The organism is Nostoc sp. FACHB-133 (genome assembly GCF_014698055.1).
Classification (GTDB): domain Bacteria; phylum Cyanobacteriota; class Cyanobacteriia; order Cyanobacteriales; family Nostocaceae; genus Nostoc.
The window spans coordinates 98,538-113,689 of record NZ_JACJSH010000016.1; the positions used below are offsets into that span (position 1 = coordinate 98,538).

The 15,152-nt window shown below is 42.6% G+C and carries 13 protein-coding genes and 1 pseudogene; 7 read left to right on the forward strand and 7 right to left on the reverse strand.

The features are described from left to right. Positions 1–46: 46 nt before the first annotated feature. Both H6G86_RS15125 and acs read right to left on the reverse strand, forming a co-directional pair. Entirely contained in the window at positions 47–727 is a 681-nt protein-coding gene (locus tag H6G86_RS15125) for a tetratricopeptide repeat protein (protein WP_190935053.1), read from the reverse strand. A 117-nt stretch (positions 728–844) separates the two neighbouring features. Beyond that, on the reverse strand, positions 845–2,818 hold the full coding sequence (gene acs, locus H6G86_RS15130; RefSeq protein WP_190935012.1) for an acetate--CoA ligase: 1,974 nt from the start codon (positions 2,816–2,818) through the stop codon (positions 845–847). Between the two features lie 232 nt (positions 2,819–3,050). Between acs and H6G86_RS15135 the strand changes: the two genes are divergently transcribed. The 5 genes and pseudogenes from H6G86_RS15135 (at position 3,051) to H6G86_RS15155 (ending at position 7,054) form a co-directional block, all read left to right on the forward strand. Next, positions 3,051–3,695: a restriction endonuclease subunit R gene (locus tag H6G86_RS15135; RefSeq protein WP_190935013.1), complete on the forward strand. Its 645-nt coding sequence runs from the start codon at positions 3,051–3,053 to the stop codon at positions 3,693–3,695. A gap of 22 nt (positions 3,696–3,717) precedes the next feature. Continuing rightward, positions 3,718–4,467: pseudogene (locus H6G86_RS15140) on the forward strand (Uma2 family endonuclease). Between the two features lie 91 nt (positions 4,468–4,558). Beyond that, entirely contained in the window at positions 4,559–5,251 is a 693-nt protein-coding gene (locus H6G86_RS15145) for a hypothetical protein (protein ID WP_175586905.1), read from the forward strand. A gap of 67 nt (positions 5,252–5,318) precedes the next feature. Beyond that, the gene (locus H6G86_RS15150) at positions 5,319–5,759 is read left to right on the forward strand and encodes a hypothetical protein (RefSeq protein ID WP_190935014.1); all 441 of its coding nucleotides are present in this window, start codon (positions 5,319–5,321) and stop codon (positions 5,757–5,759) included. 572 nt (positions 5,760–6,331) lie between these two features. Continuing rightward, complete coding sequence (locus H6G86_RS15155) at positions 6,332–7,054, forward strand: MeeY/MeeF family manganese export membrane protein (RefSeq protein WP_114084286.1); 723 nt, start codon at positions 6,332–6,334, stop codon at positions 7,052–7,054. A gap of 119 nt (positions 7,055–7,173) precedes the next feature. Here H6G86_RS15155 and ndk read toward each other — a convergent pair whose 3' ends face one another. Further along, positions 7,174–7,623: a nucleoside-diphosphate kinase gene (ndk, locus tag H6G86_RS15160; protein ID WP_012412496.1), complete on the reverse strand. Its 450-nt coding sequence runs from the start codon at positions 7,621–7,623 to the stop codon at positions 7,174–7,176. 231 nt (positions 7,624–7,854) lie between these two features. Between ndk and speA the strand changes: the two genes are divergently transcribed. Continuing rightward, complete coding sequence (gene speA / locus H6G86_RS15165; protein WP_012412497.1) at positions 7,855–9,873, forward strand: biosynthetic arginine decarboxylase; 2,019 nt, start codon at positions 7,855–7,857, stop codon at positions 9,871–9,873. Between the two features lie 131 nt (positions 9,874–10,004). Here the strand turns inward: speA and H6G86_RS15170 are convergent, their stop codons facing one another. The 3 genes from H6G86_RS15170 to H6G86_RS15180 all read right to left on the reverse strand — a co-directional run bounded on the left by H6G86_RS15170 (position 10,005) and on the right by H6G86_RS15180 (position 13,599). Next, entirely contained in the window at positions 10,005–11,174 is a 1,170-nt protein-coding gene (locus tag H6G86_RS15170) for a nucleotidyltransferase family protein (protein WP_190935015.1), read from the reverse strand. Positions 11,175–11,405: 231 nt separating this feature from the next. Further along, a complete protein-coding gene (locus H6G86_RS15175) occupies positions 11,406–12,236 on the reverse strand; it encodes a segregation/condensation protein A (protein WP_163930882.1) in 831 nt (276 codons plus the stop codon). Positions 12,237–12,513: 277 nt separating this feature from the next. Then, complete coding sequence (locus H6G86_RS15180) at positions 12,514–13,599, reverse strand: AI-2E family transporter (protein ID WP_190935016.1); 1,086 nt, start codon at positions 13,597–13,599, stop codon at positions 12,514–12,516. A 127-nt stretch (positions 13,600–13,726) separates the two neighbouring features. Between H6G86_RS15180 and pdxH the strand changes: the two genes are divergently transcribed. After that, positions 13,727–14,371 carry a pyridoxamine 5'-phosphate oxidase gene (gene pdxH / locus H6G86_RS15185; protein ID WP_190935017.1) on the forward strand — a complete coding sequence of 215 codons (645 nt, stop codon included), beginning with the start codon at positions 13,727–13,729 and terminating at the stop codon, positions 14,369–14,371. A gap of 122 nt (positions 14,372–14,493) precedes the next feature. Here the strand turns inward: pdxH and H6G86_RS15190 are convergent, their stop codons facing one another. Further along, entirely contained in the window at positions 14,494–15,111 is a 618-nt protein-coding gene (locus H6G86_RS15190) for an FMN-dependent NADH-azoreductase (RefSeq protein WP_190935018.1), read from the reverse strand. Positions 15,112–15,152: the final 41 nt, after the last annotated feature.

Here is a 15,152-nt window from a genome sequence, read left to right on the forward strand (position 1 = left end):
ATCGCAGCAACTCTTCTTAACTTTTATCTACTGAATAATATGATTTTCAGGAAACACTAGGATCGTCAGCAGTTTTGATCTCTTTCAATATTCGTTCGACTTGGTTAACTTTTTCACCTCTATTCTGTTGTTTGAAAATATTTAAAGCTTTTTCTAGAGAAGATAGTGCTTCGTCTTTTTTATTTGTTTGCCACAATACCAATGCAAAATTAGTCAGGGCCTCGCCATAGTTAGGATTGATTTCTAGAGCTTTTTTATATTCAGTCATGGCTTCTTCCCAGCGACTTTGGCTAGCGTAAACCATACCGATCGCATTATAAGCTAGAGCGTATTTTGACTGGAGACGAATGGCTTCTTGATAAGCGGTAATTGCTTCTTCTGGTTTCTTTTGCCGAAAAAGCACATTTCCCAGTTGAAAGTGTCCAAAAGCATCATCTGGGAATTTTTTAATTAACTTGCGGAAATTTTCCTCTGCACCTGTTAAGTCTCCCTGATTAAATAAAGCATTGGCTTGTTGCAGCATTTGCGATCGCTCTGATGACCCTGTATCTGAAAACTGGGCTAGTTTTTGTGGTTGTCTCTGTGCATTCTGTTCTGACGGATGCAAAGAAACTTTTCCAGAAACTGCTAACGCTAATGGTGATAAACTAATTACAGTTAGAATACTCAGCATCATGCAGCTAAAAGGTTGAACAAATGCTGATTTGGGTTTGCTCTTCAGCTTCATCGCCCTCAATGCCTCAATAATGTTCTTATGTCCATCATAAAATGTGGGTGCGTTAGGTGAAATAGACCACAAGTAGGAACGCACATCTGTGCATCCCTACAAGGTCAATTGAATGATTTAGGTACCTTCCCGCAATTTATCTAACACGCTTCTATCTTCTAATGTTGAAGTATCACCAGATACCTCTTGCCCAGCAGCTAGATTCCGCAATAAACGCCGCATAATTTTACCCGATCGCGTTTTGGGCAAAGCGTCGGTAAAGCGAATTTCTCCTGGACGTGCGATCGCACCAATTTCTTTGACGACGTGCTGCTTGAGTTCTTTACTCAGTTCGTCACTTCCCTGATAAGTGCCTTCTAAAGTCACAAAAGCAACTACTTCTTCACCCTTAAGTTCATCTGGCTTACCTACTACTGCCGCTTCTGCAACGGCTGGATGAGAAACTAAGGCTGATTCTACCTCCATTGTACCAAGGCGATGCCCTGATACATTCAGTACGTCATCCACACGACCCATGACCCAGAAGTAGCCATCTTCATCTTGTCTAGCGCCATCACCAGCAAAGTAAGTATATTTACCATTTTGGGGTGGAATATGTTCCCAATAAGTGCGGCGGAAGCGTTCTGGATCGCCGTAGACTGTCCGCATCATTCCTGGCCACGGATGACGCACCGCCAGATAACCGCCTTCGTTATTGGGTACGGTGTTCCCTTCTAAGTCCACCACATCTGCAATAATTCCAGGGAAGGGAAGAGTTGCAGAACCAGGTTTGGTGGGAATTGCTCCTGGTAGCGGTGTAATCATGATACCGCCGGTTTCCGTTTGCCACCAGGTATCAACAATGGGACAGCGATCGCCACCAATTACTTTCTGATACCACATCCAAGCTTCTGGGTTAATGGGTTCACCAACGGTTCCTAGCAAACGCAACGAAGACAAGTTTCGCGCGTTGGGATGGTGTTCGCCCATTTTAATAAATGCCCGAATTGCCGTAGGTGCAGTATAAAAAATATTAACGCCGTATTTTTCAATTACATCCCAGAAACAACCAGGATTAGAAGCACGGGGCGCACCTTCATACATCACAGTGGTTGCACCATTGGAAAGCGGACCGTAGACAATGTAGCTGTGTCCAGTAATCCAACCTACATCGGCTGTACACCAATATACATCTGTGTCTTGGAGGTCAAATATCCACTTGGTGGTGATGTGGGTATACAAATTATAACCAGCAGTTGTATGCACAACGCCCTTCGGTTTGCCCGTGCTGCCTGAAGTGTAGAGAACAAACAGCATATCTTCGCTGTCCATTGGTTCGGCGGGACAATCTGCTGATGCATCTTTTTGCAAATCATGCCACCAATGATCGCGTCCGCCTAACTGCATATAAGTTTCTTGTCCGGTGCGCTTGACAACCAGGACATTTTCAACGCTCGGAACAGCACCATCAGCTAAGGCTTTATCTACCTGTTCTTTGAGAGGAACGATCGCATCTTTGCGCCAACCACCATCAGCCGTGATTACTAGTTTAGCTTGAGCATCAATTAAGCGATCGCGCAAAGCTTCGGCACTAAAACCACCAAATACTACGCCGTGGGGTGCGCCAATTCTAGCACAGGCTAACATAGCGATCGCAGCTTCGGGAATCATCGGCATATAGATTCCAACGCGATCGCCTTTCTGTACACCCAGTTGCTTCAATACATTAGCGAACTGGCAAACTTCTCGGTGCAGTTGGGCATAAGTGAGGGTACGCGAATCACCTGGTTCTCCTTCCCAAATCAAGGCTGCTTTATTTTTGCGCCAAGTAGTGAGATGTCTGTCAAGGCAGTTGTAAGAAATATTCATCTTACCACCAACAAACCACTTCGCAAAAGGCGGTTGCCAATCTAGCACCGTGTCCCATTTTTGGAACCATTCTAATTCTGTTCCAGCCAAATCTGCCCAAAATTGCTGCGGATCGGCTTTAGCTTGATCATAGAGACGCTTGTAATCGTCTAAGCTTTTTATATGGGCGTTCTGCGAGAATTCACTAGGAGGATGGAAGAGGCGGTTCTCTTGGAGGATTGATTCAATATTTGGTTCAGACATGGTTAGTTATGAGTGCGATCGCTATTATTACTAAAAACTATTCTTAGCCCAGTTGTGCTAGACGGTGTTTAGATTTTCGTTAAGCTAGGTAGAAATTGGTGAGTTATTTAGTTTACATTCATTTTCATCTACCAAAACCAAGCGATCAAGAAATGTAAAGACGTTACATTGCAACCCATCTACTGTGAATGTTGCAAAATATAAGTAGTCTTGACAAACAACGCCTGAAACTATGACGCTCACTGTCGAAGCTAGTAGCCTATGTGTCAACGATGTTCATCGCTTTCTTAAACTGGAAGAACTTTCCAATGGTTCATTCACAAATTTTTTAAGTCTAGAACCACTGTCTGAGTTTGAACAGCAGGATTTATTGCGAATCAGAAATGACTTCGGTTGTTACTTAAATGCAAGGAAAGTTTCTGAAGGGCTGGTTAAATTTATAACATTCGCACCATTGATGCGGTTAGCAGGGTTTTACGATGTGCCGATTCGGTTGACAATGGAAGATAGCATTGCGATCGCTGTCGAAGATGAAGACAGAAGAATTACCGGACGGATGGACATTTTAGCAATCAACAGCTTTCAAAGTAATATTGCACCGCCATTTTGGGTTGTAGTAATTGAAACAAAAAACAGTGCGATTGAAGTGGGTGAAGGTTTACCTCAATTACTGACTTATGCTTTTAAGAGTTTAGAGCAACAATCATCTGTTTGGGGACTGGTAACTAACGGACTACGTTATCAATTTGTTTATCTAAGACATGACGAGCAGTCAAATTATCAGTTAATGCCATTATTAAGTTTAAACGAATCTCCAGATGCAATAGAGTTATTGCAAGTGTTTAAAGCCATCTGCAAGTTACCAAATTTTCAGTAAATAAATTGCGGAGCGATCGCTGATGTCTGAACCTACTACCATAGAATTGATTTCTGATGGTGTTTCAGAAGACGAAGTTATTTTTCCTCCTGGTGATATACTGAGTGACGAACCACCCTTGGAAAGCGATTTACACCGTGACCAAAGCGATTTGCTGATTCGCATACTCAAATTATGGTGGCGAGAGCGTCAAGATTTCTATGCTTCTGGCAATTTGACGATTTACTATAGTCCTAACCAGAAAAAATCAGAATATTTTCGTGGCCCAGACTTTTTTGTAGTTTTGGGGACTCAGAAAAAAGACCGTAAGAGTTGGGTAGTTTGGTAAGAAGACGGCAAATATCCAAACGCGATTGTGGAAATTTTGTCAAGTTCAACGACAGCAGTTGATAAAGGGTTAAAAAAACAAGTTTATCAAGATACTTTCCGCACACCAGATTATTTCTGGTTTGACCCTGTAACAATGGAACTTCAGGGATTTCATTTAGTTGATGGCAAGTATCAAGAAATCCAAGTAACTACTGATGGACGTTTGTGGAGTCAGCAGTTAGAACTTTATTTAGGAGTTTATGAAGGTAAATTAAGATTCTTCACTACTGAAAATCAATTAATATTATCATCAGAAGAGTTAGCTGGACAAGAACGTTTACGTGCCCAACAAGCAGAAGAACGTGCCCAAGAGTCAGAAGAACGCGCCCAACAAGCAGAGCAAGAACTCGCTCGATTGCGGGAGGTATTACGCACAAAGGGCATCGACTTAGAGAATATTTGATGACATCAGGAAATTAATTAAGTACACTTTCAAGTTAAGATTTAGTTATTAGTGTGTAAAAAAGCGTTATCTTCTGAAAGTAGGGCCTCGTTTGCAAGCAACAGAGATTAAGGATAAGCTAAAGTCACTTACCCTGCGAGCTTCCTCGGTAGATCATAATTTGGCGAGAAGATTAGATGAAATCAATCGTTGGGTAAAGAATATCAAGCCAGGTTCCCTGACTGCAAAACCATTTGTCATTGCATTTCTCTTAGAGGTAATTACTGATTCTACCATTTGGCTGATAATCAAATCCTTACCTTCGGAAGAAGAACAGAAAGCAAAATTCGAGTTGATGACACCGATTGAGAGATATTGGTATGGTTATTTATTTCCTAGATGGATTAATGCAAGTGACTCCAAGTTTTATATTTGGAAACAAAAATTAATGGCAGGTGAATTTAATCAGGTCGATGATGATATCATTAAGTCAATAGCTCAAGATGTTGTAAGTCGAGAAGGTAGTTTTTGGCAGCGTTATATCGCCGACCTCTCTATGGCAACAGACCTAATTGTTAGTAGTCGTAACAATCAACCGCTTTGCATTCAAGTTACTAGTGTCTCTGAAGAACTTAATTACCAAAAGTACCAAGCTTGGCAAAATACACTGCGATCGTGGGAAATAGAGAGAGGATTGTTCTTAAGTTACAATCCCAAGGATGCTAACTTTGTCAACCAGTTAGTCAACGTGGCCCTGTATAACAGTGATTACCTTTCTGGTGGCAAATATTTAAAATTTTCGTGAACTTTAAGGAATTTGATATTTCCGGTTTGTGTTCAGCCTACATACTTACTTGCTAATTACAGCTTTTATGGCTAACAAAAGAGAAACTCACTGCAACAATCAAGTGGATACATTTGCTGAAGCTTTAGCAACAGCGCGACAAATGCAGCAGAACTGGCTAACTTACGGAGTTAATTTTGTAAATTTTTACGTTGAAGATGTAGATGGAGACTGGCTAGAAACGTGGGGACATGACGAAATTTTAGGTAATTCTCAATTAGATACTATCAAAGAATTTTTGGTAAGTAATGATACTGTAGCTGTAAAGGTGAGACAGCATTTAGGAGAGCGATCGCTATTTGATTTTGCAGTAAACTTAGAAGAATTGTGGAGAATTTCTGAACCCAATGACAGGTTATCTGCTGTAAGAAACTTGTTTGCTGGTGAAGGAAATAGTATTGATACAGATGATATCAGGTTATTGGATTTAGCAAACACTCTGGTGGTAAAGTTGGCAGAGATTTTGTGAGGTTTTAGTAGATTTTTCGTAGGTTAAATTGCCCTTAAACTATAATCTATTGCTTTAGAAATAAAGCCTACGTAAGCAGGCTTTGTTTTATTTTTCCCACGCATAACCAAGAAAATATGGAATGTGCCAATATAATTTAATTTAGTAATATTACGAACTTTTTAACGTTCAAAGAGCAGTTTTCCATCAAAAATTAATTTTATCAATATAGCTTTAGCTCGACTTTATCCATTTTTTGGTAACACTCAATCTGACGCTTAAACCTGTGTAGTACAGTAGTTTTAAGCTTATTTACTCTAGTTTTATTTGGGTGTGATTCACTACGGCAGAAACGGCGTGATAGTTTACGTCAGAAATTGAAGGCGATCGCATTGAGCAAGATGTTAAAACTTTTGGTGTATTGACTTATACGCAAATTACCCCACTCCGACTGCGATCGCATCCATTAAACCCCCTTCAAAATGCACCAGAAGCACGTTAAGCTGAATTAGAGTGACAATTTATTGCGCTTTTTAATATATAAATCTCTGAATCTTGTCAAATTTTAATTTTTTCTGCTTGAGAAACCCGGAATGCTAGACCGAATTTTTGATTACCTCGACTTTCATTTCAGCCTTGAAGCCCTTATAGTTCTGCTGATCCTGGTGCTTTTAGAGGCGCTGTTATCTGCCGACAATGCGATCGCTCTCGCTGCGATCGCAAAAGGGTTGGAAGACAAGGAACTTGAGCGTAAAGCCCTCAACTTTGGTTTAGTCGTTGCTTATGTGCTACGAATCAGCTTGATTCTCACTGCCACTTGGGTGCAAAAATTCTGGCAATTTGAATTATTGGGCGCTGCTTATCTGCTGTGGTTGGTATTTCAACACTTTACCTCGGAAGAATCTAAGGACGATCACCATCACGGGCCGCGTTTTAATTCATTGTTGCAAGCGATACCTGTGATTGCATTTACAGATTTGGCATTTTCTTTGGATAGCGTGACAACTGCGATCGCAGTTTCTCAAGAAAAATGGCTAGTGCTGACGGGTGCAACAATTGGTATTATTACGCTGCGATTTATGGCGGGATTGTTTATCCGTTGGCTAGACGAATACGAAAACCTAGAAGACGCAGGCTATGTAACTGTAGCGTTTGTGGGCTTGCGCCTGTTGTTGAAAGTGGTGAACGATAATTTAGTTCCACCAGAATGGATCATGATTACTGCTATCTTCCTGATTTTAGGCTGGGGATTTTCCAAGCGTGTTAACACTGAAGTGCCCCAATTAGAACCGGAGAAGAGTGAAGTCTCTAAGTAAGAAGAGGGGAGAGGGAATAGGGTACAGGGTACAGGGTACAGGTACAAATTATTCCCTATACCCTGTAACCTGTAACCTGTCACCTGTCACCTGTAACCTGTAACCTCTCCCCTAATGTTTTACTCGTGCAACCAAGGGGTTATGTGTGGTTGCCAATTGACTAATTCTTCATCTTTAAACCATAGGGCTATTTCCTGTTGTGCGGTTTCTGGAGCATCAGAACCGTGAATCAAGTTTCGACCAATATTGATGCCAAAATCACCGCGGATTGTTCCCGGTTCAGATGTTAAGGGGTTCGTGGCACCAATAATCTTTCTGGCAGATGCAACGACACCATCACCTTCCCATACCATCGCTACCACTGGGCTAGAAGTGATAAATTCGACTAGACTACCAAAAAAGGGACGTTCCCGGTGAACACCATAGTGTTGTTCAGCCAGTTCTTTACTGACTTTCAAGAACTTTAAACCAACTAGGGTAAAACCTTTAGTTTCAAAGCGACGGATAATTTCCCCCACTAATCCCCGTTGTACTCCGTCAGGCTTAATTGCTAAAAATGTACGTTCCATTGCGTTCTCCCAAAGCTTAATAAAGTTTTTATCTTGTCAATTGTCAATTGTCATTTGTCCTTTGTCTTAAGTCTAAGGATTTTGCACTAATGACCAATGACCAATGACTAATGACCAATGACTCTTGACCAATCAGAGTTTATCTTAGAAATTATCCTTGGGTACATATACGTTCCCAAATGAATGCGTTAAATTGTTAAGTCGTGGGCGAAAAACAGAGGTTAGGAAGAAATGGGTGTTGAGTCAACTGCTACATCTGACGAGGTGGTACCAGTACCGTCCAATGGACAAAAATCTGAAGTGAAAAATCATAAGCAAAAGAAACTTTTACCACCTAGTACTACCACAGGAAGTTTACCTCGCTCCTGGAAAATTGAGGATAGCGAAGAATTATACCGTATTGAAGGTTGGGGACAACCCTATTTTTCCATTAGCGCTGCTGGTCACGTCACCGTTTCACCCAAGGGCGATCGCGGTGGTTCCCTAGACTTGTTTGAATTGGTTAACTCCATGAAACAGCGCAACTTGGGACTTCCGATGTTGATTCGCTTTTCCGATATTTTGGAAGACCGGATTGAACGGTTGAATGCTTGTTTTGCCAAAGCGATCGCCCGCTACAACTACCCTGGCGTATACCGGGGTGTGTTTCCTGTCAAATGCAACCAAGAGCGGCATTTGATTGAAGATTTAGTCAAGTTTGGCAAACCCCATCAATTTGGCTTAGAAGCTGGTTCCAAACCAGAATTAATGATTGCCCTGGCTGTCTTAGATACACCAGGAGCGTTGTTAGTTTGCAACGGCTACAAAGACCGAGAATACATCGAAACGGCAATGTTAGCCCAAAGATTAGGGCAAACACCAATCATCGTCTTAGAACAGATTGAAGAGGTTGATTTGGTGATTGATGCCAATCGCCAGTTAGGTATTAAACCGATTTTGGGAGTTCGTGCTAAACTCAGTACCCAAGGTATGGGACGTTGGGGAGCCTCTAGTGGCGATCGCGCTAAATTTGGTTTGACAATGCCTGAAGTCATTGAGGCTGTTGACAAGTTACGGGAAGCTAACCTGCTCGATTCTTTGCAGTTGATGCACTTCCACATCGGCTCACAAATCTCTGCCATCAATGTAATTAAAGATGCCATCCAAGAAGCCAGCCGCATTTATGTGGAATTGGCTATGCTGGGGGCGGATATGAAATACCTTGATGTCGGTGGTGGCTTGGGCGTAGATTATGATGGCTCCCAAACCAACTTCTATGCGTCGAAAAATTACAACATGCAGAACTATGCCAACGACATCGTGGCAGAGTTAAAAGATACCTGTGCAGAGCGCCAAATTACCGTACCAACACTGATTAGTGAAAGCGGACGTGCGATCGCTTCCCACCAGTCGGTGCTGATTTTCGACGTTCTCAGTACTAGCGATGTCCCTCTCGATTCACCAGAACCTCCACAAGAGGGAGAATCCCCAATCATTAATTATCTTTGGGAAAGCTACCAATCTATCAACCAAGAGAATTACCAAGAGTTGTATCACGATGCGGCACAATTCAAAGAAGAGGCCATCAGTCGCTTCAACTTAGGAATTTTACGCCTCAGAGAACGAGCCAAAGCCGAACGGCTATACTGGGCTTGTTGTCAGAAAATTCTTAACATCACTAGACAGCAAGAATACGTACCAGATGAACTAGAAGACCTTGAGAAAATCATGGCTTCCATCTACTACGTTAATATGTCAGTGTTTCAATCAGCACCAGATTGCTGGGCGATCGACCAGCTATTCCCCATCATGCCAATCCACCGTTTGGATGAAGAACCAATCCGGCGAGGAATTTTAGCAGACTTAACCTGCGATAGTGATGGTAAAATAGACCGCTTTATTGACCTGCGCGATGTCAAATCGGTTTTAGAACTACACACCTACAAGCCCGGAGAACCCTATTATTTAGGGATGTTCTTGAATGGAGCTTACCAAGAAATCATGGGTAATTTGCACAACCTATTTGGCGATACTAATGCTGTTCACATCCAATTAACGCCCAAAGGCTACCAGATTGAACACGTTGTCAAAGGTGACACCATGAGCGAAGTAGTAAGCTACGTTCAGTATGACTCCGAAGATATGGTGGAAAACATTCGCCAGCGTTGTGAGAAAGCATTAGAAGAAAAGCGTATCACCCTAGCAGAATCTCAGCGATTACTGCAAACCTACGAGCAGAGTCTCAGAAGATACACGTATCTGAATAGTTAGTTAGGAATGGGAATTGGGCATTGGGCATTGGGGATTGGGCATTGAGAATTGGGTATGGCTCAAGAATCAATAAATAGTTCTTCTTCCCCTGCTTCCCCATTCCCCATTCCCCATTCCCCATTCCCCATTCCCTAATTCGCGTTTGTCCCCAGCAATTCCTCTATCGCTTGTCGCTCAACAGGGGTATGAGATGGTGGTATCTGGCGAGCATCGGTAATTAGCCAGTCTAAAGCAGCCGCTTGGACATCTATAGCGGCCCCAGTTTTATCTACACAATAACGTCCAAACACTAGCTTATCGACTAACCTGACTCCTGGCCCCAGGCGCGACCATTCAAAAATCACGCTATTTTCTACTGTTGCGCCACTACATATCCAACAATTGGGGCCAATCATCGCTGGGCCGACAATTTTCGCTCCGTCTTCTATTCTTGTCATCCCGCCGATGTAAACTGGGCCTGTGATATCCACTTTGTCCCAATTCACGGCGACATTTAAGCCAGTATAAATACCAGGGGCGACTTCATGACCGGGGATTTGCACATTTTTGATTTCACCCAGCAGTACACCGCGAATCGCCCGCCAATAGTCTGGAACTTTACCAATATCTACCCATTCAAAGTCCATAGGGATGGCGTAGAAGGGGGCTTTGATTTCCACTAATTTGGGGAACAATTGGCTACCAATGTCATATTCCAAATCAGAGGGAATATAGTTAAAAACCTCTGGTTCAAAGATGTAAATACCTGTGTTGATGTTGGTGCTGAGGGCTTCTTCAGTTGAAGGTTTTTCTTGGAAAGCTTTAACACGCCCTTCTTCATCAGTGACTACCACACCATAGCTCGAAACTTCTTCCTGGGGAACAGATTTTGTAATAATAGTAGCGATCGCCCCTTTAGCTCTATGCCATTTAACCGCCTCAGTTAAATCTAGGTCAATCAAAGCATCACCGCACAACACCACAAAGGTATCATCAAAAAACGGTGAGAAGTCTTGAATGCGGCGCATCCCTCCAGCAGAACCGATTGCTTCCCCTACCAGTTTACCGTCATCATCAATTTTGCCTTCAAAGGAATAGGCAATCTGCACCCCAAACCGTTGACCATCACGGAAATAGTTTTCTATTTCTTCAGCCAAATGACTGACATTGACCATAATTTGGTCAAATCCATGTTGGCGTAACAGTTCCAGCAAGAATTCCATCACTGGCTTTTGCAGGATGGGAATCATTGGTTTAGGAATTGTATAGGTAATCGGACGCACGCGAGTACCCTTGCCAGCCGCGAGAATCATCGCTTTCATAAAAATTTATTCCTCAACCACAAGCCAGTTTACTTTCATCGAGTGATACTTAATCATCAGTTTTGATTTCTGCTCTAAGTTATCCCCAAAACAGGGATAACAGGAATTTAGTGGTTATTACAACCATCTATATACTTAGATGACAAGCGATCGCTTATCTTTTCAATTTACTCGGATTTTGAGACTGAATCAAAAATCTGTAAATTATCTGTAGGGCTACTTTTCGCTTTTTTAGTTCATCGACTGCTCAAAAGGTTTACTGGTCTTAGCTGAATCTGTAATTAGCCGAATTTTAATCTCATTGTAAAACTCCTCTTGAAATAGCTCTACTTTCGATTGAGCCGAAAGTAGTAGTAGCGCCCAAAAAACGCTAACTAAATGACTGTGTTTAGACTCATGTCCAGACCCATTTTGGTTGAAAAGCTTTGTCTGAGTCCACAATTCTACAAGTTGTTCTAAATTCAACCAATTTTGTTCTGAATTTAGCTCTCTGGCCGATAAATTCAAGACTTGTTCGAGTTCTCCAGCTACTTCTGTCAGATTTTCTTGGTGAGCTAACTCCAGCGCCTCCCGCATACTTTGGACGCTAGGCAAACGTCTGGGACGAATAGGTTTGCTGACTTTTTCTACTAGTTTTAGCTGGTTTGCCATAATCTGCAATTGCTTGATTAATTCTTGCAGAGTCACCCGGCGCTTTGGTGGTGGCATTGCCGATGGACGGCGACGCAATTGCCGTTCTAATGGTAGACGATGACCATGATGTGATATTCCGTCTTCATCTTCCAGCATCGCATCATCTAATACACCATCCTGGATATCACCTACTGTTGACAATTGCATCAATGTATTGGCTTTGAATAATACCAGCATTGATGCTGATAAGAATGCCTGTCCAGATTGAGACAAATCCGCTTCATAGCCTCTTCCTATTGACTCCGGTGCCATCAGTTCTAAGTAACGGTCAATCACCTCAATTACTTGGACATCCCAAGGGTCAATTTCTCCCTGTTCAGCTTGGTAAATCAGGAGTGTGATTGTTTCTAATAGCTCGGAAGCTTCCATCAACGGGTTCTAAGTTAATTAATTAAGAATCGAAAGACTGTAAATTCAACAGTAAATTCATTGACTCTTGGCAAAGCGTGTACTTAATAGATTCGCTTGTGCTTCTTTTAATCAGGAATTGCCTGCTGCCAGTATCCTCTGAAATTTGTAATCAATCACCATTGTGAATTGTGAGATCGGAATGTGCAACTTTTGATATTGGGAATTGGGCATTGGGAATTGGGAATTGGTTAAAAATTGTTCTTCCCTTGCCCCCTGCCTCGCTGCCCCTCCCCTCTCAATCTGGAGGTGGGTCATTAGTAATGGTGACAGTTGAGACAAAATTACTAGGCTTGCCGCTCTTGATCGCATCGAAAGTGCCTTTAATAGTACCAGCAATGGGAACAGCAACAAGCGTTCCTAACAGCCCAGCAATCTCAAATCCCATCAAAATAGCTACAAAAATCCAAATGGGATTCAGTCCGATAAAGTTGCCGAGTAACCTGGGAGCTAACAAGTTATCTTTAAGCTGTTGCATAAGAATTGCCGCTATAGCAACTTGAACTGCTAACCACCAATTTTGCAGTAGTACTAAAATCGTCACTAGACCAATGCCAAGAGATGCCCCAATAAAGGGAATGAGTTCTGAAATCCCAATTAATATGGCAAACAGCAGGGCAAAGGGTACCTTCATGACTAAGAAAATTGGTGTCAGGGTTAGCATCATGAATAGCCCTAGCAACAACTGACTAAGGAAGAAGTTCTGGAAATTTAGGCGTAAGGATGCGGTAAGAGGCTCTCCAATATTAGAAGGCAAAAGATTGACCAGACCATACCAGACGCGATCGCCATATAAAAGCATATAAAATGCCAGCACAATGACTAACACTACGTCAAATAAGCCTGATAACAGTGTCCCAGCAAATCCCACTGCCCCAGAAGCTAACTGTTGTACCAAATTCTGAATGTTGGCATTGATTTGACTGCTTACAACCCTGAGATCAATCGGCAAACGTCTTTGTTTTGCCAGCATCTCAAATTGCTCTAAGTTTGCTTGACTAGCGCCTAACCAATCAGGGATCTTATTTAACAGTTGGATTGTTTGGTCAATGATCAACGGCACTAGGGTGACACCTAGAATCCCAAACAGGGTTAATGTTGCAAGTAAAACTATGATTACTGCCTGAGTGCGCGTGATTCGGGCACGTTCAAAAAATTTAACCGGGTAATTTAGTAGAAAAGCTAAAATCGCCCCAATGCTCAAGACTGTAATTGGATGCTGAAAGTATCGAAAAAGCACGGACAGTAGCCAGACATTAAGAGCGATAATTGGACCGCTCAGACCATAAATTAACAGGCGTTGAAGGGAGGCCGAACGGCGCATTTTATGCAACCTATCTTAAGATATTTCTGAAAGAATTTGTAAAATTCTTGATGGTACTGATTATCATCATAGATATTTTTAACAAAGATATGTATAAGCGTATCTGATAGCAAGGAAGTAAATCAAAATGGACAAAACCGTAGCTGACCTCCGCAAAGACTACACCTTGGAAGGTTTAAGCGAACTTGAGGTAGACCTCAATCCTTTTATCCAATTTAAAAAATGGTTCGATCAGGCTTTGGCAGGTCAACTCCCCGAACCCAATGCGATGACTCTTGCTACCGTCACACCCGACGGGAAGCCCTCAGCCAGAATGGTGCTACTGAAGGATTTCGATGAACGGGGCTTTGCTTTCTTCACCAACTACAACAGCCGCAAAGGACAAGAACTGGCAGAAAATCCTCTGGCGGCTTTAGTCTTTTGGTGGGCAGAACTAGAACGTCAAGTTCGGATTTGTGGGTATGTAGAGAAAGTTTCTGAAACTGAATCCGACCAGTATTTTGATACTCGCCCTCCTAACAGTCGCCTAGGTGCGTGGGTATCTAATCAAAGTGAGGTGATAGAAAGTCGAGAAATTTTAGAGCGACGTATGCAGGAGTTTTATAGCAAATATGAAAATCAAGAGATCCCCCGACCGCCTCATTGGGGAGGCTTACGAGTGATCCCTACAGAAATTGAGTTTTGGCAAGGACGTTCTAGTCGCTTACACGATCGCTTGCTCTATAGCCGTTTAGATAATGGCACTTGGAAAATTGAGCGGTTGTCACCCTGAAGAAGAGGCAGGGGGCAGAGGGAGCAGGGAGCAGGGGAGGCAGGGGGAGCAGGGGAAGAAGAACTATTTATTGATTCTTGAGCCATACCCAATTCCCAATTCCCAATTCCCAATTCCATACATTACCACTGAGCGATCGCGTCTTGAATTGCTGCCCGTGCTTCTGATAGAGATTGGGTACGGGCATCACCCTCATTCAGCCTGTTAGCATTAATAAATTGAATATCTGTAAGCCCAATAAAGCCAAAAATCGCCCGCAGGTATGGTTCTTGGAAGTCGTAGGCAGCAAAAGGAGATGTCCCGCTAAAGTCACCGCCGCGAGCTGTAATGATAATCGCCTTTTTACCCTCGACTAAGCCTCTAAAGCCTTGAGCTTCTACAGCAAAAGTCCGGTTAGCGCGAACGATTTGGTCGATGTAAGCCTTAAAAGTGGAAGGGATATTCAGGTTATACATTGGCACTCCAAAGACGTAGCGATCGGCTGCCAAAAACTCATCAATCAATTCGTCAGAAATCCTGATTGCCTCAGTTAATTCTGGGGTATGGGTTTCTGGTGGTGAAAATGCTGCCGCAATCCAAGCTTCATCAACGTGAGGAACAGGGTGACGGCCTAAATCTCTATAGGCGATCGCATCTTCAGGATGTGCTGCCTTCCAAGCACTGACGAATTCTTTAGATAGTTCTCGTGAGTGCGATCGTTCAGCACGGGGGCTGGAATCAATATGTAGAATGTTTACCACCAAATATCTCCTGATTTAGAGTTTTCTGCCTTGACTTTTTT